The sequence below is a fragment of the Stieleria mannarensis genome (assembly GCF_014154935.1).
Taxonomy (GTDB): Bacteria; Planctomycetota; Planctomycetia; order Pirellulales; family Pirellulaceae; genus Stieleria; species Stieleria mannarensis.
In genome coordinates this window covers 20,352-41,013 of sequence record NZ_JACEHH010000064.1, presented here as the reverse complement: position 1 = coordinate 41,013, position 20,662 = coordinate 20,352, and the positions used below count along the sequence as shown (strand labels likewise).

Here is a 20,662-nt window from a genome sequence, read left to right as displayed (position 1 = left end):
GTCTTTTTTGGTCAGAAAACGCAAGAAGACAAGCGGACCGAGGATGACTTTCGGCCCAAGCCGATCCACGTCCGATCCATCGAAGCGGGCGCGAAACTGCCAAGCTTTGCTGGTTTCGAAGGCGGTTTCCTCCACTGGTCGGACGCTACTGTCCAAACCCCGGCCGCTCGCAACCCAGCGTCAACGCCGTCGAAAGTGAATTGGGTTCCCTATCGCAGCCACCATCGTGTCGAAGCACACTTTCGCCAAAATTACGGGCCCGGGCAAGCGACGACGAAACTGGCATCATGGACGACGAAGGACGATGCAAAGATCCCCGTTGTTTTGGTCAAGCTGTACGAAAAGCAAATGAGGTCATTTTTTGCCGACCAGTTGGACGAACGCGGTAATCTCGTCAGCCGAAAGCCGAAGCTGACACAGGACGGTGATCAGTTCACGGTATCGCTAAATTCCACTCCCTATGCGTTCACCGCTTTGGCATCGAAATCCGGTATCCCGATTCTCAAAGCGGTCCGGAATCGGTACCACCGTGCAAAGACGGCTGAGGTTTTCGCCGTTGTGCCGGGCACCCATCCGACCAAACGACGGGCGTCGTCGAGCAGCGAAAGAGCGTTCTGGGCAATCGCCCTGGTTGCAAGCATCGGCTGGATCGTCCATCGCCGAAAGCGTGGCGAATGGCTCGGCCGGATCGGTGCCGAGCTGGCTTGAAACTTACCGCGTAATCGCAGGTCGTTTCTCGTTCGCAGTGAAGCGAAAAAATGGATTGGTTCAGTGTGAATCGGAATCGGGTTTGGCAATCGCTATTCGAACATCAAGATTTGCTCGAGAAGCATACGCCGAAAAACATTTGATCAAGGAGTCACCAAGCGTGGAAGGTTTTTCGCTTTGGGGAAACATCGAAGGGTATCGACGAAGGTGGCGACTATGTTTTCGCCGTCAAGGACAATCACCCCAAGCTCTACGCCGCCATCGCTGACCATTTTGAAATGGCTCACAACGAAGGGCTTACAACTCATGGCGTGCGATCGACCACGACCAAGGGGAAGCAGGCTGGGCGTGACGAAGAACGCTACGTCGAATATGAGCTTCACTCGTCGGTTCGTCACGACGCTGCTCAAGCGAGACACTCGGAAAAAGAGTCTTAGGCGGAAACGAAAAATCGCAGGCTGGAACACCGCATTTCTCGAAAAACTCCTGTTTGCAGCCTAATTTTGGTGCGATCGCCGTGATCCTGTACGGCGGTCCGACATCGACGCACTAAGCAAGTTCATTGCCGATGATTGGGAGATACTTCCAAAGTTTTCTTACGTCGGACGCGACTGGTCAGGAACCGGTTTTCCAGTTGCAGCATATAATCACGTCACTCCACCTAATTCCATAGCTTCGGCGATGTTTCATGGAGGTGTTGGCGGGGACTTTGGCATTGTTCCCGCGTCGAGCAGCCATGCTGGTGGAGTTGTGGCGTCGCTTTGTGACGGTAGTGCACGCTTCATTTCCGACACGATCGACATACGTATATGGCGGCATGCCTCAACTCGTGATTCAGGCGAGTCCACCTCGTTTTCGGATTGATTCGCGCAAGAGAGAGAAGTGATAAATGATAAGTGATAAAGCGTGTAACCGGCGTTCCGCCGGTTGGCTTTGGAGCGTAAGCGCCCGAGGAAACCATTATTGGCGCGTGCCGTAGGCTGGTGGGTTTTCACTCACTCAGCCCGGAGGCTTTCATGGCTCGCTTGCCAGACCCAAATGCTCACGTGCGTTGGTCGCGACTCATCCAGCAGCACGAACAATCTGACCTGACCATCGCCGATTTCTGCAGCCTGCATGGTTTCTCGACCGCATCGTTCTACCATTGGCGACGCAAGATTCGATCCCAGGCCAGCGCACAACGAGAGTTCCTCGCCGTCGAAGTCAGCGATCCCAATACGTCCAACCGAAACGTTATCCCATCGAGACTCGATTCGCGCCCACCGCCAAAAGCAACGAGAAGAGCACAACATTCGCCGCGAGCGTGACCGCCTCCGCCGCCGGTGAACTGAAAGCCCGAGCGACAAAGTATGCCACGTACGCTCATCCGTCCGACAAATCGCAAGGCATCGTGACTCCCGAGCGTCTCACTGGTCTGGTCGAAGGCGATCGCTTTAACGCTTCGATCGGTGTTGAAGTTGTGGACCACTTCTCGCTGATTGCCACCGCGATCCGGTAGATTGATCGTACTCGTGCTCAGTAAAACGGTACTCGTACTCCTACTCGAACACATACTCTTGCCGAGTACGAGTACCGCCTTTGGCTGAGTACGAGTACGAGTACGAGTACGAGTACGAGTACGAGTACGAGTACGAAAGAGGCTGGAAATCGCGGTGGAACGGTCGGGCCAAGCGTTGTAAGACGGTGGCAATCAGCGAGAAGCGGCCAGAAAAACGCTGTGCGTGGGTTGTGATGCTATCGCGTGATCTTTTCGATCGCCCAGCGGCAGGCTTCGGCGACCATTTCGTCCTCGTCGGCGGCTCCGCGCTCCAGTGCCGGCAGCGCAGAGGCGTCGCCTTGATTGCCCAGCACGATCGCTGCGTTACGGCGCATGCCTCGGAGCCGCGTCCGCCAGAGCGGCGATTTGCGGTATCGTGCACGAAAGGCTTCTTCGTCCATCTCGAAGAAGGAACAGAGATCAAGGTTTTCCAGCGTTCGTTGTTCCGGCGCCGTTTGGCTGATTCGCGACGGCTTGCGGTTCCAAGGACAAACCGCTTGGCAGACGTCGCAGCCGAAGACCCACGATCCGAGCCCTTCACGCAACTCCACCGGGATCCATTCGCGATGTTCGATCGTCAAGTAACTGATGCAGCGACTGGCATCGAGAACTCCAGGCGCCGGAAAGGCGTCGGTGGGACAGGCGTCCAGGCACGCCGTGCAGGTGCCGCAATGATCGGTCGCGTGGGGCGCATCATACGGCAGTTCCACGTCGACCAAGAAACACGCCAGAAAGAAATAGCTGCCGTGATGTCGATTGAGCAGCAACGTGTTTTTGCCGCGCCAGCCGAGCCCGGCCAATTGTGCCAGTTCCCGTTCCATCAAGGGCGCGGTATCGACACAGCCGCGCGTCAAAACCTCCGGCGCGACTTCGGCGACCAGGCGTTTGAGTTGCTTCAATTTGTGGTGAATCGTGTCGTGGTAATCGACACCGGGCCAAGCGTATCGAGCGACTCGACCGCGTCCATCGTGCGTCGAGGGGTCGGCATCGGCCGGATAGGGATAAGCCAACACGATGATGCTTTTGGTGCCCGCCATCACGCCGTCGGGGTGGCGGTAGGCGTCCAAGCGATCGGCGAAGTAGTCCATCCCGGCCGCGTAGCCGCTTTCGATCCAGCGGACCAGATCCGTAAAACCGGCCGAATCGACTGCCGGGGCGACGGCGGCGTTGATGAACCCCAATTCGGTGGCCCGCTGTCGAAACAACGGCAGCCAACGACCGGAATCAGGGTTCGATTCATCCACAGACGCGGGACTATTTCTGCAAGGTGAATTCGGGCAATTTGACGATCTCGCCACCCTTGAGCGCCGACTCATGGGCACACAGGCCGACGCAGGTCCAGTTGGCGCTGGTCACGGCGTTGGGCCACGGGTCGCGATCCTCGGTGACCGCGCTGACCATTTCGTGAACCAAGTGCGGGTGCGATCCGCCGTGCCCGCCGCCTTGGACGAACGACAGGTGATCGGCGTCGTGGATTTCCGACGGCAGCGTGAACTTTTGAATCTCCGGCGGCAGCAGGTGGGCAAAGTCGGGCACTTCGATCTTTTCGGCGATCTCCGGCTCCGGCTTCTTCGCCGTGTGAATAACGTGTGGTTCGTTTTCAATCAACGTCCACTCGAAACTCTTCTTGGTTCCATAGACGTCAAAGCTTTCGCGGTATTGCCGGGCGACGTCGTACAAGAACCGCCAGATGTGCGCCGTCAGATCACTGTCCTTGAGTTTGATGTGGCAGGTTTCGACGGCGAATCGGTTGCCCGACTTTTCGGCGATCGAATCACGCACCACGCCCGATCCGAAACAGCTGACGTATTCGGCCAACGCGTCGGTCAGTCCCAGACAGGGGCTGACGACGTGGGTGGCGTAATGCATCGGAATCATTTCTTCCCAATAGCTCGGCCAGCCGTCCATGTCTTGCGGGTGCGAGGCGGCGAGGTGTTGGATTTTTCCCAGCTCACCTTTCTCGTACATCTGCTTGATGAACAAGAACTCGCGGCTATAGACCACAGTCTCGGCCATCATGTATTTCAACCCTGTCTCCTTCACCTTTTCGACGATCTGGCGACATTCATCGATCGTCGTGGCCATCGGCACGGTGCACATCACGTGCTTTCCAGCGTCGAGCGCCTTGAGCGACATCCAGGCGTGATCGGGGATCGGGCTGTTGATGTGAACGTAGTCGATGTCCGGATCGGCCAACACCGCGTCGTAGTCGGTGTAACGTTTCTCAATCCCAAACTGGTCGGCCGCCTTGTTCAACTCCGCTTCGTTTCGTCGGCAGATGGCGACCACTTCGGCGCCGGCATGAGCTTGATAGATCGGAATGAACTCGGCGCCAAAACCGAGCCCAATCATCGCGACGCGAACAGGTTTGGACATGGGAAACCTAGGGGCAAAGGGGAGGGAAGGGAACGGGCCGGGCGACCGGCAACGCGGCGGCGTGGTTTCGCCCGACGAGCAACAAACTTAGCAAAAATCGAAACTCCATCAATGCAATATCGCGCATCATTGCTACGCTATTTCACATGCAACAACGAAGCGTCGCCCTGTTGATCGAATCGAGTAACGAGTACGCCCGGGGGCTGTTGCGGGGTGTATTGCGTTATCAGGAAGAATTCGGCCGCTGGAAAGTGGACCTTCCCGAACAGCATCGCGGGGCGGATCCACCCAGTTGGTTGCGCCGCTACCCGGGCGACGGCATTTTGGCACGCATCGAGACCGACACGATCGCGCGGGCGGTGCAAGCGACGGGATTGCCGACGATCGATTTGAGTGCCGCCCGCCAATTGCCGGACATCCCCTGGCTGGAAACGGACGATCGACAGATCGCGGATTTGGCGGTCGAACATTTCGCCGAGCGGGGATTGCGGTCGCTGGCGTTCTGTGGGGAGACGGAATTCAATTGGGCATGTTGGCGTCGCGATGCGTTTGTTCGTGCGGCGCAAGCGCGTGGATTGGAGGTGTCGGTGTTTGATCTGCCCAAGGAATCCGCCGGTGCCAGGTGGCCGCGTCAGCGCCGCCGGTTGTTGCGTTGGATCGAGCAGTTGCCCAGCCCCTGCGGATTGATGGCGGCTTACGATTCGCTGGCCCGTCGTCTGTTGGACCTGTGTCACGAAGCCGGACGCAGTGTCCCCGACTCGATCGCGGTGCTGGGCGTGGATGATGACCCGCTGCTGTGCCGGTTGGCGTCGCCGCCGCTGACCAGCGTGATTCCCGATGCCGAACAGGCCGGGTATGTGGCGGCGGAGTTGTTGGAAAAGATGATGGACGGCCAGGACGTTCCGGCCACGGCGACGTTGTTGCCGCCGATCGGGATTTCCACGCGGCGATCGACCGACACGGTGGCGGTGGACGATCCCGAAATCGAAAATGCCGCCCGCTACATTCTCGTCAACGCCTGTTCGGGCATCCGTGTCGGCGACGTGGTGGCCACAACAACCATGACCCGTCGGGCGCTGGAGTTGCGTTTCAAAGCGATGCTGGGCAAGACACCGCACGAGATGATCGTCGCCACACGAATCCAGCGTGCCGAACGCTTGCTACGCGAAACCTCATTCCCATTAGATCTGATCGCCCGCCGCTGTGGAATCGAACACGCAGAGTACTTGAGTGTGATGTTTCGAAAACAAAAAGGCATCACGCCGGGCAAGTATCGGGCGTCGTTTCGGTGAGGTGGCCGCAGCTTCGTTTTCGATTGGGCTGGACAGTCGCCGTCCTCTCCGAGGTCGGCGCAGGGCAAAGCTTCGCTTTTTCGCGTGCGCCGAGTTCGGAGAACACGGCGACTCTCCGAACGCATCGGCAGGATCAAAAACTAAGCCGCGGTAGACGGCTACCCGACTTCTGATCCGTGGATCCGCCACCACGATCGGGCTTCTTCGACCGACCAGGGGTAGTCCGCGATCAACCGGTCCAGTTGGATGGCCAGTTCGTCGATCGTCGCGAACCGATCGTCCACGCTTTTTGCCATGCATCGTTTGACGACCGCGACGATTTCCTCGGGGACGTCTTGATCGCGATGCACACTGATGCTGATCGGTTGTTCGGTCAACACCAAGGCGAACAACGACTCGGGGTCACACTCGATAAACGGTGGTCGCCCGGACAATAGAAAGTACGCGATGCATCCGACCGAATAGATGTCCGAACGCGGATCGATGTTATTCGGTTCTCGATAGCGTTCGGGCGCCATGTACATCGGCGTGCCGGCCCAAATCGTTTCGGCGGTCTGGTAGGAATCGGCCTCCGGTTGCAGCGGTTTGGCCAACCCGAAATCGAACACGACCGCCCAGTCCCCGACCGAAGCGTCCAGGGACAGCATGATGTTTTGCGGCTTGATGTCGCGGTGAACCAGCCCCAGCTTGTGTGCCTCGCCCAGTGAATCACAGACTTGTCGCAGGATAAACAGCGCCCGTCCGTAGGGCAGAAACCCGCTGCGGGCGACGACATCGTACAGCGTGATGCCCTTTAGAAATTCCATCACGCAATACGCTTCGCCTTCGTCGCCGCGGCCGTAGTCATAGATCGTGACGGTGTGCGGGTTGCTCAGCGACGCGGCCAGTTTGGCTTCGCGATCGAATCGCAAACGGTCTTCCAAATTGTCTCGATCGCCGCGTAAGACTTTCAGTGCGGTGTCGCGCCCGAGTTGTCCGTGTTTGGCGCGATAGACGACGCCCATCCCGCCGCTGCCCAATTCGGCGACCAACTCATATCGGCTGAGCGGATGCACGGCGGCTTGGGCGATGGCGGTTCGTTTGGCGATCCGGCTGGCGGCAATCAACACCGTCATGGTCAGCATCAACGCCAGCACGAGGAACCCCCACCGGACCGCCTGGGTGCTCGCAAATGCGTTCTGAGCGGTCCGTTCGGCGACGATGCCCAAGTTCCATTGGTTCAGCCAACGCCAGGTGCCCACCACCTCGATGCCGGCGTAGTTGCGATAGGGATCGAGCTGCGATCCGGATTGTCCCGACGATGCGCCCGCGACGGCATAGGTCAACGGCTGTGACCGCCGGAGTTGCAGGTCCAGTTTTGTGGCGCTGTCGGCAGAGGTTTCCGGGGCGGACACTCTCAGCCGGCACGCCACCCTGTCGCCGTCCTGGCGGTCGTCGACCAGCCACTGCTCGGCCCGAGCGCTGTTGGTGACCATCACCCCGGCCGCGTTGACGGCGTACACGTCCAGACCACCCGCGCCGGACGCTTCGCGAAAGATCTGGTCCAACGCGTCGTACATGCCGAAGCCTCGAATCAACATCGTGGCGACCACGCGGCCATCGTCATCGCGAATCGGCAGAATCTCGGCCATCACCGGCGATTGCGTTTCCGGTTGAAATCCGTTTTCCTCGGCCACCAAAATCTGAGGGCCGAACAACACCGTTTCGCCACGCATCGCGCGGGCCAAGTTGGCCGCACCGTCGGGTGCCACGTTGCCCCCGATGTCCGCTCCATCGGGCAACCAACTGGCGATCACCCGGCCGGTGCGATCCCAGACGACGTACTTGAGGTCGGGTTGCTGCGACTGTATGCGCAACTGTTGGCGGATCGTGGTGGCGGCGGGCGAATCACGCAACGCGTCGACCGAATCGTCGTGCCGGCTGGTTTGGACCAACGCGACCACTGCGGCACGAAGTTCATCCTGGCGGGTCCAGGATTCGGCCAACCGAGCCTGATCGGCTAGAAATCGATTGACGCTGGTCCCCACCGCATCGGCCACGCCGGCCATTTCGTGGGCCGCCGTTTGCCGCGCGTGGGCCTGAACTTGACTGTAAATCCACCAGCCGGCGAGGGCCGTCGGCAGGATCGCGGCCAACCACAGCCATCCCGCGTTGAAGCGACGATATTTGGTCGCCCGCGTCTGCCAGATCCCAGCCGAGGGGCGTCGTCGCGGGACAGGCTCGTCGTCTCGATAGCGGGGCGATGCGTGCGTCCGCTGCGAACTGTGTTGGGTGACTTGAGCCGATTGTGGTGGGGCCGATCGTAGTGGGGCCGATTTGGCTGCCGCAGCTTTGGTCCCCGAGCGAGACTTGCGCGCGGCGTTTCGAAAGTCCCCGCGTCTTTGATGCCGCTCGCGAGCGGCCGTGCCGGCACCGGATGGTTGACCCGAGGCGTCCAGGGGCAAGTCGCGTTGGGCGCCCGGCATGAAGGGAGCGTTGGACGTCGAGGCGTTGCCATCGGCCTCGGTGCTGGTCCCGGCGGGATCGGGGGCCGTGGCGGCTCGCTCGGGTTCTGTGCCGGGGACCTCTGCTGCCGCCGCGGCGGCGGCCTCGGGGGTGGCCGACGGGATCGCCGGTTTCTTGGCTGAGTTACCTTCCAGCTGTGCGGATTCTTGGTCGTGCTCCTCAAGCAACGACATCACTTCGTCAATCAGCGGCTGGTCGTCGCCGCACTGCGAGGCCAGGAATTCGCGTTGTTGGTCACTGGGAAGGTCGTCGATGGCCAGGAATAACTCGCGGACCCGCGCGTAACGCTCCGCGTCCATCAAGTCGTCTCGGCGTCTTCGCTGTCGCGTCGCAATTCCCGTCGCATCCAAGCCCGGCTCATCGCCCACTCCTTTTCGATCGTCCGCAGCCCCAACTTCATTTCCGCGGCGATCTCACGCATCGTCATGCCGCCAAAAAAACGCAACTCGACGATCTTGGCTTGCCGCGGATTGAGTTTGGTAAGCTGTTGCAACAAATCGTCCAGCGCGACCACGTCGTCGTCTCGATTGAGTTCAAAGGTGACGTCGTCGTGCAATTGACGGCGTTCCCATCCGCCCCCCCGTTTCAACGATTGGACCTTGCGGGCATGGTCGACCAGAATCCGACGCATCACGGTGGCACCGATCGCGAAAAAGTGCGTCTTGCCCTGCCAATTGATCCGCGAGTGATCCACCATCCGCATGTAGGCCTGGTGGACGAGCGACGAACTGCTGAGGCGATTTCGGAGCGGTTCGTTCTGTAAGAAACGGCCCGCCAAGCGACGCAGATCGTCATACATCACCGAAAACAAACGGTCGGTTTCGCCTTCGGTCCCTTCTTGGCTGCGGCTAACTAAATCGGTGACTGAAGTCATGTTTCCGGCTACGGCATCGACGACTCGGAACTCTGTCGCGACCGAGTCCCCTCTACGGCGAGTGAGCTCGATCCCACGACATCTTTGGCGGAATTCCACCTGCCCCCCAGTGTAACTCATCCGATACGAAATGTGTTCTCATTCCTCTTCCGGCTTCTCGCGGCGAAACACCGCGACAATATCGTCCACCGGCACGACAAACAGCTGGTTGTCGTGCTCCAGATCGACGGGGACCGCGTTTTTGGGATGGAACAGGATCTTGTCGTATTGACGCAGCGGCAGCTCTTCGTCGTTCTCCACCACGGCACTGATGGTCACGATGCGCCCGGTGATCGTCGGAATCTCGGCCGCATCGGGCAGCGCGATGCCGCCCCGCGTTTCGCGTTTGGGTTCGTCCTTCCGCACCAGAACTCGGTCACCGATCGGCTCGACGTATTCGAACGTTGCGTTTGCCTTTTTCTTCGCCATCACCACTCCGAAGGGATTCACTCTTTTCCGCACGGCTGCCAGAGGCAACCGTCTCAGGGGGCTCGGCCGAGTCGCGTCTTGCTCTCAATGGGGCTCGTCAGGCCGACCGGGCCAGGAATAACAGGCAATAGTCTTGCGAGACGGGTCGCTTTCGTACACCCGGCATCGTGGGTGGCATGCTGGCAACATAAACCAAACTGGCAAGAATTGCCGATTAGGGGAAATCGCCGGACAAACAGCCCACACGGCGGCGGGCGAGTTTTCGCCGCAACGGACAACCGCGCTGGACCGGCCGAAGCGATCGAGCCGATTGACAGCCAAGGCGGTGACGGAAACCGTATGCTTTTCTCTTTGACCGATGGTCGTTCGATGCGCAAGGATGTGAAACGTTCTCTGGTGATTTGGCCACTCACGGCGTCCGTGATGGTGACCGGATTCAGCTGGCTGGCCCTTCAAGCCGATCCGGGAGCCAAGTTGTTGCTCTCCGGTGCCGCGGCGCTGTGGAAAAACGTGGGGTTGACCGAGCTGGCACCGGCCCGTTCGGCCTTGCCCGTCCTCGCGCCCACCGGCCGCAGCAATGCCCGCACGTCGTCACGTGAACTGGCCGCACGTGAACTGGCCGCACGTGAACTGGCCGCACGTGAACTGGCCGCACGTAGCTTGTCGCAGGGGACGGCAGCCGATCGTTCCCCCCGACAGGCACCGGCCGAGGCGTGGGCCGAACTGTCACACATCGAGTCGTGGACGGATGCATCGTTCGAGCTGCAACAACCGGCGATCGCGGGTGTGCCCGCTCCTTCATTGGATGCCCACAGCGACATCTTCGGCTTTGACGCGAGGTTCGACGGAGCGGACACAGCGGTTTCGGTCGGTGATCTGCCGGTGCTGGAACTGACCCCGCCGACCGAAAGCAAGGTGTCGGTCCAGCTGGACGCTGCCCAAGGGGCATCGTCAGACGAGATGGTCATTCGGATCGATCCGGACGTCTTCTTTGCCGATGACCGGCCGCTGACCCAGGCCGAACCGCCGGCACGTTTGGACGCCCCGTCGCCGCGGCTGGCCGAACGCCCCACCGGCGATGTCGCGTTGCCGTCGGTGTTCGAAGCCCCGGCCGCGACGGTGGCGGATTTGGCGCCCGACTTGGGATCAACCGAACCGACGCCGGGCCGAACGCGCGGCGACGTGTTGGATGCCGAGCCGAAAATGATCGAGCCTGCTCAGCCGCCCGCCGCATCGGAACCCTCACCCAAAACAGCCCCGACGCCCGAGGTCGCCGAGATCACTCGCAAGACCGATGCGGACGCGGGTGAGGACTCGCGTTCCTCGCGGCCCCTGACCCAGCCTCGCTCGGCGACCTGGCCGGTGCCCCATCGGTTGATCGAACAGTTGGACACGCTGGAATCGATCGCCGTTCGAACCGATTTGCCCGCCGATGACTTTGAAGGGGATTTCGCCGCGGCAGAGACACCGGAGATCGGCACCGAAGAGATCCTGGCCTGGTCTGGAAACGTGCGTGATCTGTTGGATCGTCTGCACCAGGCCAATCGTCTGGGCGATCGCAACGTCCAACCGCTGTTGGACGAATTGAATCAGGCCCAAAGCTTTGCCTCGGTTCATGCCGAATCCTTGCGATCGCGCAGCCGACGCGTGGCCTGGCTGCAAGCCGCGTATTCGATCGAGCGACGATTGGCGATTTGGGAACCGGTGTTCAAGATCAACTCCGGCGATTTCCCGGCGGTGCACCACGTCGGAGACGACGTGATGTCGGTCGCCGCCGCGATCAATCAACTGCAGCGTCATCTGGTGGTGACCGGGGATGTCAACGGCTGGGCGACGTTCCTGTTGCTCGATCGGCTTCGTGACGCGTTTGAATCCGGAGACGACAACGCGCGGCGTGAGATCGCGCAACAGTTCCTGGCGCGTCTGGCGTGGCCCAACCTGGCGCCGATTCATCGCCAGTTTCTCGCCGACCCCGCGGTTGCCGATGTGGCCGCCGCAGTGAAACCCTGGGCCAGTGGTGCCATCGACTACTCGGCCTTGTTGCATCAGATCGAACGGGCGGAATCCAACGCGATCGATTTGGTGACCGCGGAGATCGCGCAATCGATGCAGGCCCTCGGCCACGCCGATCACCCCCAGGCCCAACAGTTGGCCGATCACCTGGACACGCACTACCGAAACGCCAATGTCCGTTTCTCGCTCAGCGAGGAACTGTTGCGGGGCTTGATGCCCGAGTTGCCCACCCGCAACGTTCCCCTGCGGACGACGATGCTGGGCAGCCGCGTGACCGGCGTCAGCCGCGTCAGCAGCGATTTGCGGTTGCGACTGATCCCGTCTCCGTCGACTTGGGAATTGAGTTTGGAAACCATCGGTGACGTCTCCACACGCAGCGTCGGACGCAGCGGGCCGGCGGCGGTGAAGACGACAAGTGTGAATCCGTTTTCGGCCGCCACGCCAATTTCGATCAAGCCGGACGACGTTCACTTGGGCGATCCGTCGGTCAACGTCGGCGGTCGATCGAGGCTGCGTGGGATCAATACGACCTATGATTCCTGGCCGCTGCTGGGAACGCTGGTCCAGAACATCGCCGAAAGTCAATACTTTGAAAAGGCGTCTTTGGCCGACCGCATCGGACGCAATCGGATCCGTACGCAGGTCGGTGACGAAATCGATCGCACGGTGACGGAAAAGGTGGATCAGGCGACCGCTCGATTCAGCGACACCGTCCTGGGACCGTTGACCCGACTGCAACTGCGCCCCCGCGTGATCGACATGAGTTCCACCGAGTCGCGTTTGATCGCGCGTTACCGCATGGCCGGTGATTTTCAGCTGGCCGCCATGACGCCGCGGCCACGAGCCCTTCGCGACAACCTGTTCAGCGTTCAAATGCACCAGTCGGCACTCAACAACACGCTCGAGCAACTGGTCCCTCAGGAGGAAGCGTTGCCGATCGACCAGGTGTTGACGCAGTGTTTCGAGGTCCTGGGCGTTCAAGACCGTCCGCTGCCGGAAGACTTGCCCGAAGACACGTCGATTCAATTCGCCAAGCATCGCCCGATCACGGTGGAAATCGAAGACGGAAAGGTTTGGATCACGATGCGGATCATCCGCTTGCAACGCGATCGGTTGCGGCTGAGAAACTTTATCGTGCGAGCCGCCTATTCGGCCCAGGTCGACGGATTGAGTGCGTCGCTGGTTCGCGACGGGCACTTGAGCATCAGCGGCCCCGGGATGTCGATGCGGCAGCGGTTCCCCGTGCGAGCAATCTTTAACAAAGTGCTTTCGCCGACACGCCCCTTGCCGTTGACGTCGCCGGAGTTGTTGGCCCAGCGTTTGCCGCCACAAAGCGGGATCACCCAATTCGAACTGCGTGACGGATGGATCGGTGTGTCGATCGGCAAGACGACCGAGAACCAACGCGTCGCCGGCCGTCCGGTCGGGATCCGCTAGTGCGACCGAGCCCCCATAAACACGGTACGATCGTCACCTGGAACGATGACAAAGGTTACGGGTTTATCGCGTCCGGTGACGACACAGCGGACGTGTTTGTCCACATCAAATCGTTCGTCGATCGCAGGATTCGTCCGGAGGTTGGGATGCCGGTGACGTTTTCGCTGTCGCGCGATGCCCAAGGACGGCTCCGTGCGGACGAGGCCCGATTGGCGATTGAAGCTGCTGCACCGCGGCGACGCGCTAAAACATCACTGCCCGTGATCGTCGCATGGATGTTCCTTGTCTTCGTCGGCCTATTGGTGTTGACCAATCAACTGCCTCAGCCGGTCCTTTGGGTTTATCTGCTCGCAAGCTTGGCCACCTTCGTCACCTATGCATTCGACAAGTCGGCAGCACAACGTGGCAAGTGGCGGACTCAAGAAAGCACGCTGCACCTCCTGTCGATGATCGGTGGTTGGCCGGGCGCCGTGATCGCCCAAGAAAAGCTCCGCCACAAAACCCGGAAACAGTCCTTTCGAATCGTCTTCGGCTTGACCGTGTTGCTCAACGGAGCCCTGTTGATTGGGGCAATCACGGTTTGGTCGCGGTTGTAGAAGAGCGATTGATGAAAAGGCAGAATGATACGGGGCAGAATGATGGCGGAGGCAGAAGGAAAGGGGCAAAACGATGTCCAGAGAAGCGAGGGAGCATGTTGAGCATCACATGCCAGCGGGAAGCGTCACGGCCTGTTGATTTAATCAGCCGTATGGCGCGAGCCTACGGGCCCCGGTGCGATCTTTCGCCGCTTCAATGCCCGTACGCTCGCGCGAAACGGCTGATCCCACGTAGGGTCGGATTGAATCAACACGCCGGTAAGCGAGCGGCCCGTGGGTGATGCATCGACGAAAGCCGCCGCGCCCTCCACATCCGCCCACTCCCCATCATTCTGCCCCGTATCATTCTGCCTCCATCATCCCCTCCCTCATCATTCCGCCCCCATCGTTTTGCCCCCATCGTTTTGCCCGACGCCCTGGCCCAAGCGGTCTTCCACCGACATCCGATCAGGCCAACTTGAGTTGTCGCAGCACACGGTTGACCAAACGTCCGGGAGAGCATAGCGCAGACCACGCCAACCGCGCATAGCCTCGCAGTTGGCGCCCGCCGAGCAGATCGATCGAGGCGAGCCGGTATTGCAGAAGCGCGTAGACGTTCAGCTGCTTGGTCATCCTCGTGACCACGCCGGCTCGGTCGCGTTTGGAGAAATACTCTTCGTAGCTGATCTCGGGCAGCTTTTCTTCGCGCCGCCGTGCCAGTTCGCAAGCGAACTCGATGCTCGCTTGCAGTTTTCGCATGTGTTTTCCGTTGATGCTTCCGGTGTGGATGCGGTATTCCAGCAACGGTTCGGGCAGGTTGGCCAATTCGCCGACTTCGCCCATCCGCAGGAACATGTCCCAGGCGTCGAACATGCCGTGCTGTTTCCAGTACCCGCCGATGCTCTTGAGCAACTCGGTGCGCATCAAAATGGTCGGATGGCACATGGCATGTTGTCCCTTGCGAAGTTGGTTGTAGATCGATCCGTGATCGGTCGCCAACGGGATCACGCGCCCCGATTTTAGCTCGCCGCGGGGAACGATTTGTGATCCGACCAATCCGACGCGGGGATGGTCGTGCAAAAATGCGACTTGCTTTTCCAATCGCGTCGGGTCGCAGATGTCATCACTATCCATCCGCGCCAGAAACTCTGTGTCACACAGTTTTAGCCCGTGGTTGGAAGCGACCGCGGTGCCGGCATTCTGCTGGTGGATGACAGTGATGCGATCGTCATCAAGTGAATCGAGGTAGTCGCCCGAATCGTCGGTCGAACCGTCGTCCACGATGATCATCTTCCACCGCGGGTAGGTCTGCGCGCGAATCGACTCGACCGCCTCTGCCAGATACGGCATCCCGTTGTAGACGGTCATCAGGACGGAGACGTTGGGGGAGGGATCCACGGACACGATCGGGGCTTCCTATGATTGGGATGCGGGGGTGGCGTCAAGGATAGATCAAGACAGGCGGCGATTCCAGCTGCGCGTCCTCGTCATCGAAATTGCGGCGTGGGAATCCGCGAAGGCCGCACAACCGTCACACGGGCCTCGGGACGACCGCCATCGGCGTTCGATTCAGACACACCCCTCCGTGGCAGAGGTCGTGCGGTAACCACGTAGATACGAGGCGATGACGCGTATCACTCCGCTTGGCAGGACGCTTGCTTTCAGGTGGCGCATTCGGCCAGGAGGTCTGGAGGAACCGAAAAAGCCCACCGATCGCAGCGCGATCGCAGCGCGATCCCGCGGATGTGAAGCGGACTGGGATCCGTGGGTTCGCGCTGCCATCGGTGGGCAATCCTCCTCCCTGTGGTTGAAAGCGGCCGGAGAAATTTGCAATAGCCCCTCAAAATCAAAGACTTGTAAACCGCACTGCCTTCAAAAGGGAGGGTGTCTTCACGTGCTTGATGGCTGCAAGTCCTAACTTGATGCCGATGCCCCTTCCGGATCTTCGCTGCGACCCATCTCAACGATCGCTGCACGAAACGCGACCAAACGGTAGATCGCGGTGACGTAGAAACCGCTGACGAGTCCGAGCGAGGTTCCCAGGATGCTGGCCCGATGGACCAAGGCGGATGAGATCACCACGGTCACGACCAAACCCCAAATCCCGGCCCAAAAATTGGCCGCGGGACGATTGATCGCACGCAACCCACTGGCAAACGAGTACCCCGCACCCAAGGCAATCGTTCCCGATGCCAGCACCAGGATCGCGGCCCCATGCCCGCCGTATTGCTGGTCAAAAATCCAGACGACGATCGCGTTCCCGAACACCCCCACCAGCGCGGCAAACACGCACAGGATCGACAACATCACGCCGGTGAACCGCCAGACCAAATGAGCCGCCGCGGCCGCTCCGCCGGCGGCAAAGGCATGCGCGGCCTTGGGCGACAGCACGTTGCTCATGCCCAGAATGAACGGGTTGGACAGCATCACGACGGTCATGCAAGCCGCATAGATCCCGGTCGCGCGTTCGTCGATCACGGCGGCCAGCAACCAGTGGGCAAAGTAGGTTTGCAGCACCGATGTCAATTGCGCCCCCGTGACCCACTTGCCGAACCGAATGTTTTCAACCCAATCCGATCGCATTCGGGATCGATCCCATTGAAAACTCGATCGAACCAGGGTCAACCAGATCAAACCGGAAAGTCCGGTGGCGATCCCGGTCACCAGAAAGGCGGCACCGGCGGTCATCTGGTCGGCCAATGCCAGGGCCGCAAGTCCGCCTAATTGCAACACGCTGACGGCCAAATCCAACGCCATCGCGGTCGGGACATGAAGCTGCGCAAACGCCATCCGTCGGGCAAATTCACGCAGCATCAAGAACGGCAACAACGCGACCAACAACCACAACAATCCGATCATGCCCGTTGCCCCGCGCGTCGTCTGGATCAGCACGCACGCGATCAGCAAGACCAGCATGGCGATCAGGTTCAACCCGATCGCTTGGGCCAGAGAGCTCGCCCCGTACTTACGTTGGTCGTCGGGCGAGAGGCGTTTGACGAATACCGTGTAGGGGATCGAAATCAACGACTCTTGAAACCCGACCAGCAACACGAACACGCTGAACGCCAGTGAATAATACCCCAGCTCGGATTCCGAGCCGAACCGCCCGACCATCACGGTGGTGGCAAACCGGGTGCCGCTGACGATCACCTGATCCAGCAACGACAGCATTGTGTCGCCGCGCGCCAGACCGCGCAGGCGTGCCGAAACTTCAGCCGCCTTCATCGGCGTACGTCAACGATGTTCGTTGGGCGATGCTGGCTCATGGACGACGGTTTCGGCTGGATTGACGTTGGGGTTTTGTTCGTTTCCGCGGGACGGTGTAGAGTTTAGTTGCCGAACACGCTTTGCATAAGCACGCATCGCCATCCGTCGCGAGCTCCTGATTGACGCGTCGTAGGACAGGCCCACCGAACCCCATTTTGAAATGACAGCGACCAATCCCTTTTCTTCCCCCCGGCGCAATGCCGCCGGTCCCGAGTTACGTGCCAGGGGACGTCGGCTGGCCCGACAAGCCGCCAAGGGTGGAGCCGCCAAAGGGGCGATTTTGGCCAAGCTTCGATCGATCGGCCTGGGCGATGTCGACGCCGATGAACTGGCCGATGCCGCCCTGTGGACCCACCGCCGGACGCGACGCATCCAGGGCATCGGCGTCTCAATGGCAGGGACATTGATCGTGGCGGTCGCGGTCGCACTGTTCCCCTTCGTCGCAGCCAAGTTCGCGATCATGGTCGCGGTGTTCGGTGCGTTCTTCGTCATGCTAGGCGTCGCACAACTGTTTAATTAAGGTTCTTGTTTAAAACCGGCGACCTCTACGTTCGATTGATTCGCGAAAACGATTAGTGCCGCGTTCCCGTTGGATGTTCGCGGGCTTGAGTGGTTCGCGAAAGGGGATTCGGCAAATGTTGCCGTGCTTCGGATCAACGGTAGTGGACGACGCGAAAACCGAGTGTGTCGCGACGCACGTCACTCTCTCGCTTGCGTGCTACTTCCCCATGGCGGCGTGCTTGGCCACCGCGAAACCGAGTGCGTCTTGCTTGTCGGCACAAAAGTCCATGATCTTTTCGTAGCCCGATGCGTCACCGGACTGGGCGGCACGCCCCGCGATCTCGATCAGCAACGGCACGATTGTTTGTGATGGCACGTCTGCGGGCACATGGGCGATCGCAAACTCGATCGCCTGCAGGGGGCGTCCGACGCGATCGAGCAGATCGATGTAGGTTTCGATCGCGCCGGTGCCGTGTTCTTGGGTGTCGACGTTGATCGCTTTCCGTTCAAACAGTTTCAGCCCCGCGTCGACATTTTCGCCCAGCAGGATCGAATAAAACGCGGCATAAGCGGGGTAGAAATCGACGAACGGTTCTTCGCCGGGGTATTGAAACTGGTGGTGCAACTGGCGTCCGTACTGGGTCAGTTCCCAGGCCATGCGCAACTGTTTCGGATCGGTCAGGGTGGATGCGATCCGCACGGTCGACGACAGGTGCGTCGTGTCCAGATGGTAGCCGCCGTCCTTCATCACCCAGGGGCGACTGGCCAGCATGTCGTACAGCGATTCGTCTTCGCCGGGGGCGGCATCGCGGGCTTCGATATCGGCCCGGACCAGCGTGGTCAATTCGTTGTAAAAGTGTTCCAGCAAACGCTCGCCGGCGGCGCGGCGGTCGGCCTTGCTGCGTTGGGCGATCGCTTGGTCGAACAGCGTGATGCTGTTGCAGGTGCCTTGATGGTCCAGAATGGCCTGGAATCCTCGCCCCACATCGACGCCTTCATGCAGCAAGACACGCTGCATTTCGTCATAGTTGTCCTCGGTGATCTCGACCTCGGCGATCAGGCTTCGGATCAAATCGTTGTCACCGGTCGGCCGCAGGTACGTCCAGCCCTCGAACACGCGTCCGGCGCGAATCAGCATTTCACCGGATTCGCGGCAGGCTTCCAGCAATCCCGTTTCCAGTTGTCGCTCGATCGCTTCGCAGCGCGGCGGTTCGTCTTCACTGCTCAGCAGCGGCAACCCCAGCGAATCGCGGACGATCATCTTGCGTGCCTCGAACAACTCCATCGGCAATTCCGCGCGGCGATAGTAGTCGGCGAGTTGCTGAAGCAATTCCGAACGAGAAGCGTCGCAGTGACGAAGGGTTTCAAAGATTTCGCAGGCGGGATCAGACATCGACAAACTAGGATTCGGGGGTGAGGGGATCGGCGGGGGAATCAGTCGTTCGGCGGCGGTTCGCTTGGCATTTCCGATGGCGATGCCGACACACCTTCGTCGGGCGATACCGGCATTTGGGCCGCGTCGGCGTAGCGGTGCAGCCATTCCAGCAACGTCCCCAGCTTGATCGCTGCGGCGGGCAGTTGATTGTCGCTGTGTTCGGTCATGTCGGCTAGTGGACCGAGCAATTCGTCGCATTGATGGCGGATTTCGATGGCCAACGACTTGGCCGTGCGTTGGCGATCGCGGCACAGATCCAGCCGGGTTTTCGCCGCCGCGACCCGCTTGCGTGCTTCCATCGCGCTGACACGGTCGCCGGCCCGCGCGGCCGACTCTTTCTGTTGCAAGTTGTCTTTCGCCTCGGTCAATTCACGCTCGGCCAATTCGGTCTGACGACGCCAATACCTCGGCACCTCGTCGCCAAAATACTGGTCGGCGCGATGAATCGCGATTCGAATCTCCTGCAGCGTTTTCTCCCAACTGTCGGCCATCGCCAGCACCCCCGTGCGGAGCCGCTGAAGCGAATCGATATTTCGAACGTCGCTGGTCGACATGGCAGCACCTGGGGTGATGAGGAAAAAGGGGGCCTCTATTGGACCACGCGACGGCGGTCGCGGCTACCGTCGCTGCCACGCAGATCGCAATTCCTGAATTCCCTGTTCCATCGAAATGCGAACCTTGTACCCCAGACGCTCCTTTGCCGCGGAAATATCGAAGTAGTGGTCCTTGGCCAGTTGGGCGGCCACAAAACGGGTCATCGCGGGTTCGTCTTTTTTGCCGGTCAGACGATAGACAGTTTCCAGCAGGGCTCCGGCACCGTAAGCGACGGGGAACGGGATGTGGCGCGTCGGGGGCGGAACCGAGGCGAGGCTACAGATTTGTGTGATCCAGTCCCAACAATTCACCGGCTGGTCCTGGGCGATGAAGTAGGCGCGTCCGCCGGCGACGTCCGGCCACCGGCCGAGGGCGTCGATCGCATCCAAGTGGGCCGCGGCGGCGTTGACCACGTGGACGGTGTCGATCAAGTTTTTCCCGTTGCCGACGATTTGCAATTTTCCCGACGCCGCGCGGTCGATCACGCGGGCCAGCAGGTGGGGATCGCTCGCGCCCCAGATCAAATGGGGACGCAAGGCACAGGTGTTCAATTCGCCCGAACGATGGGCCTGCAGCACGGCTTGCTCGGCGAGCGCCTTGGTTTGCGGATACGCGCACAACCATCGCCGAGGGTAAGGCGCCGATTCGTCGACGCCCCGCTGGTCGTCCCCATCAAACGTCACGCTGGGGCTGCTGGTAAAGACCAAGTTGCCGATGCCGTTCTTTCGGCAAGCATCGATCACGTTCAGCGTGGCTTGGGTGTTGATCCGATAAAACGCCCCATACGGCCCCCAAACGCCGGCGACCGCCGCCGTGTGGACGACGACATCCACGTCGCGAATCAATCGACCACTGACGTCGGCATCGGATAGGTCCCCGCGATGGTACTCGACGCCCTTGTCTGCAAGCGCCGGGTAGTCGCCGCGCGAGACGCCGACGACCTGGTCGCCGCGCGCGAGCAGTTGGTCGACGATCTCGGCACCGAGAAATCCGGCTGGCCCGGTAACGAGAACGCGCATGGTGTTGGGCTTTGATGGAACGGAGGATCGAAGGGGGGCCTGAATCTTCGATCCTGGCCCG

At 60.5% G+C, this 20,662-nt stretch carries 18 protein-coding genes and 1 pseudogene; 9 read left to right on the top strand and 10 right to left on the bottom strand.

What is annotated here, in order from left to right; all coding sequences use genetic code 11:
• The 5 genes and pseudogenes from H1B37_RS29010 to H1B37_RS28995 form a co-directional block, all read left to right on the top strand.
• Positions 1 to 708, top strand: a 708-nt coding sequence (locus H1B37_RS29010) for a hypothetical protein (protein ID WP_182870780.1), incomplete at its 5' end; no start/stop codon positions are given.
• A 206-nt stretch (positions 709 to 914) separates the two neighbouring features.
• Positions 915 to 1,209, top strand: a pseudogene (locus H1B37_RS34150) (hypothetical protein); the annotation flags it as partial.
• A gap of 180 nt (positions 1,210 to 1,389) precedes the next feature.
• On the top strand, positions 1,390 to 1,572 hold the full coding sequence (locus H1B37_RS34635; protein ID WP_182870778.1) for an H-X9-DG-CTERM domain-containing protein: 183 nt from the start codon (positions 1,390 to 1,392) through the stop codon (positions 1,570 to 1,572).
• A gap of 152 nt (positions 1,573 to 1,724) precedes the next feature.
• Positions 1,725 to 2,015, top strand: a complete 291-nt coding sequence (gene tnpA, locus H1B37_RS34630; RefSeq protein ID WP_353620952.1) for an IS66 family insertion sequence element accessory protein TnpA — start codon at positions 1,725 to 1,727, stop codon at positions 2,013 to 2,015.
• Complete coding sequence (locus tag H1B37_RS28995; protein ID WP_182870777.1) at positions 2,012 to 2,206, top strand: hypothetical protein; 195 nt, start codon at positions 2,012 to 2,014, stop codon at positions 2,204 to 2,206. Before tnpA ends, H1B37_RS28995 begins: the two co-directional genes overlap by 4 nt.
• Positions 2,207 to 2,442: 236 nt before the next feature.
• On the opposite strand, the gene queG is transcribed toward H1B37_RS28995, so the two are convergent.
• Both queG and H1B37_RS28985 read right to left on the bottom strand, forming a co-directional pair.
• Complete coding sequence (gene queG, locus H1B37_RS28990; protein WP_353620951.1) at positions 2,443 to 3,489, bottom strand: tRNA epoxyqueuosine(34) reductase QueG; 1,047 nt, start codon at positions 3,487 to 3,489, stop codon at positions 2,443 to 2,445.
• 10 nt (positions 3,490 to 3,499) lie between these two features.
• Positions 3,500 to 4,621 (bottom strand): Gfo/Idh/MocA family protein, encoded by a 1,122-nt coding sequence (locus H1B37_RS28985; RefSeq protein WP_182870775.1) that lies wholly within the window; start codon positions 4,619 to 4,621, stop codon positions 3,500 to 3,502.
• Positions 4,622 to 4,767: 146 nt separating this feature from the next.
• Here H1B37_RS28985 and H1B37_RS28980 point away from each other — a divergent pair, with 146 nt between their 5' ends.
• The gene (locus H1B37_RS28980; RefSeq protein WP_182870774.1) at positions 4,768 to 5,913 is read left to right on the top strand and encodes a XylR family transcriptional regulator; all 1,146 of its coding nucleotides are present in this window, start codon (positions 4,768 to 4,770) and stop codon (positions 5,911 to 5,913) included.
• Between the two features lie 158 nt (positions 5,914 to 6,071).
• Here the strand turns inward: H1B37_RS28980 and H1B37_RS34625 are convergent, their stop codons facing one another.
• From H1B37_RS34625 to H1B37_RS28965, 3 genes are all read right to left on the bottom strand, one after another.
• Complete coding sequence (locus H1B37_RS34625; RefSeq protein WP_182870773.1) at positions 6,072 to 8,786, bottom strand: protein kinase domain-containing protein; 2,715 nt, start codon at positions 8,784 to 8,786, stop codon at positions 6,072 to 6,074.
• A complete protein-coding gene (locus H1B37_RS28970) occupies positions 8,717 to 9,292 on the bottom strand; it encodes a sigma-70 family RNA polymerase sigma factor (protein WP_182870772.1) in 576 nt (191 codons plus the stop codon). Before H1B37_RS28970 ends, H1B37_RS34625 begins: the two co-directional genes overlap by 70 nt.
• 138 nt (positions 9,293 to 9,430) lie before the next feature.
• Positions 9,431 to 9,760: a co-chaperone GroES gene (locus H1B37_RS28965; RefSeq protein WP_182870786.1), complete on the bottom strand. Its 330-nt coding sequence runs from the start codon at positions 9,758 to 9,760 to the stop codon at positions 9,431 to 9,433.
• A gap of 339 nt (positions 9,761 to 10,099) precedes the next feature.
• Between H1B37_RS28965 and H1B37_RS28960 the strand changes: the two genes are divergently transcribed.
• Entirely contained in the window at positions 10,100 to 13,210 is a 3,111-nt protein-coding gene (locus H1B37_RS28960; RefSeq protein ID WP_182870771.1) for a hypothetical protein, read from the top strand.
• Positions 13,210 to 13,806 (top strand): DUF1294 domain-containing protein, encoded by a 597-nt coding sequence (locus H1B37_RS28955; protein ID WP_182870770.1) that lies wholly within the window; start codon positions 13,210 to 13,212, stop codon positions 13,804 to 13,806. Before H1B37_RS28960 ends, H1B37_RS28955 begins: the two co-directional genes overlap by 1 nt.
• A gap of 447 nt (positions 13,807 to 14,253) precedes the next feature.
• On the opposite strand, the gene H1B37_RS28950 is transcribed toward H1B37_RS28955, so the two are convergent.
• Together H1B37_RS28950 and H1B37_RS28945 are read right to left on the bottom strand one after the other, a co-directional pair.
• The gene (locus H1B37_RS28950) at positions 14,254 to 15,189 is read right to left on the bottom strand and encodes a glycosyltransferase (RefSeq protein WP_220498421.1); all 936 of its coding nucleotides are present in this window, start codon (positions 15,187 to 15,189) and stop codon (positions 14,254 to 14,256) included.
• A 510-nt stretch (positions 15,190 to 15,699) separates the two neighbouring features.
• A complete protein-coding gene (locus tag H1B37_RS28945) occupies positions 15,700 to 17,010 on the bottom strand; it encodes a lipopolysaccharide biosynthesis protein (protein WP_182870768.1) in 1,311 nt (436 codons plus the stop codon).
• A 202-nt stretch (positions 17,011 to 17,212) separates the two neighbouring features.
• Here H1B37_RS28945 and H1B37_RS28940 point away from each other — a divergent pair, with 202 nt between their 5' ends.
• Entirely contained in the window at positions 17,213 to 17,572 is a 360-nt protein-coding gene (locus H1B37_RS28940) for a hypothetical protein (RefSeq protein ID WP_182870767.1), read from the top strand.
• A 198-nt stretch (positions 17,573 to 17,770) separates the two neighbouring features.
• On the opposite strand, the gene H1B37_RS28935 is transcribed toward H1B37_RS28940, so the two are convergent.
• The 3 genes from H1B37_RS28935 to H1B37_RS28925 all read right to left on the bottom strand — a co-directional run bounded on the left by H1B37_RS28935 (position 17,771) and on the right by H1B37_RS28925 (position 20,601).
• Positions 17,771 to 18,946, bottom strand: a complete 1,176-nt coding sequence (locus tag H1B37_RS28935) for a hypothetical protein (RefSeq protein ID WP_182870766.1) — start codon at positions 18,944 to 18,946, stop codon at positions 17,771 to 17,773.
• 41 nt (positions 18,947 to 18,987) lie between these two features.
• Positions 18,988 to 19,542: a hypothetical protein gene (locus H1B37_RS28930; protein WP_182870765.1), complete on the bottom strand. Its 555-nt coding sequence runs from the start codon at positions 19,540 to 19,542 to the stop codon at positions 18,988 to 18,990.
• 63 nt (positions 19,543 to 19,605) lie between these two features.
• On the bottom strand, positions 19,606 to 20,601 hold the full coding sequence (locus H1B37_RS28925; RefSeq protein ID WP_182870764.1) for an NAD-dependent epimerase/dehydratase family protein: 996 nt from the start codon (positions 20,599 to 20,601) through the stop codon (positions 19,606 to 19,608).
• Between the last annotated feature and the right edge of the window lie 61 nt (positions 20,602 to 20,662).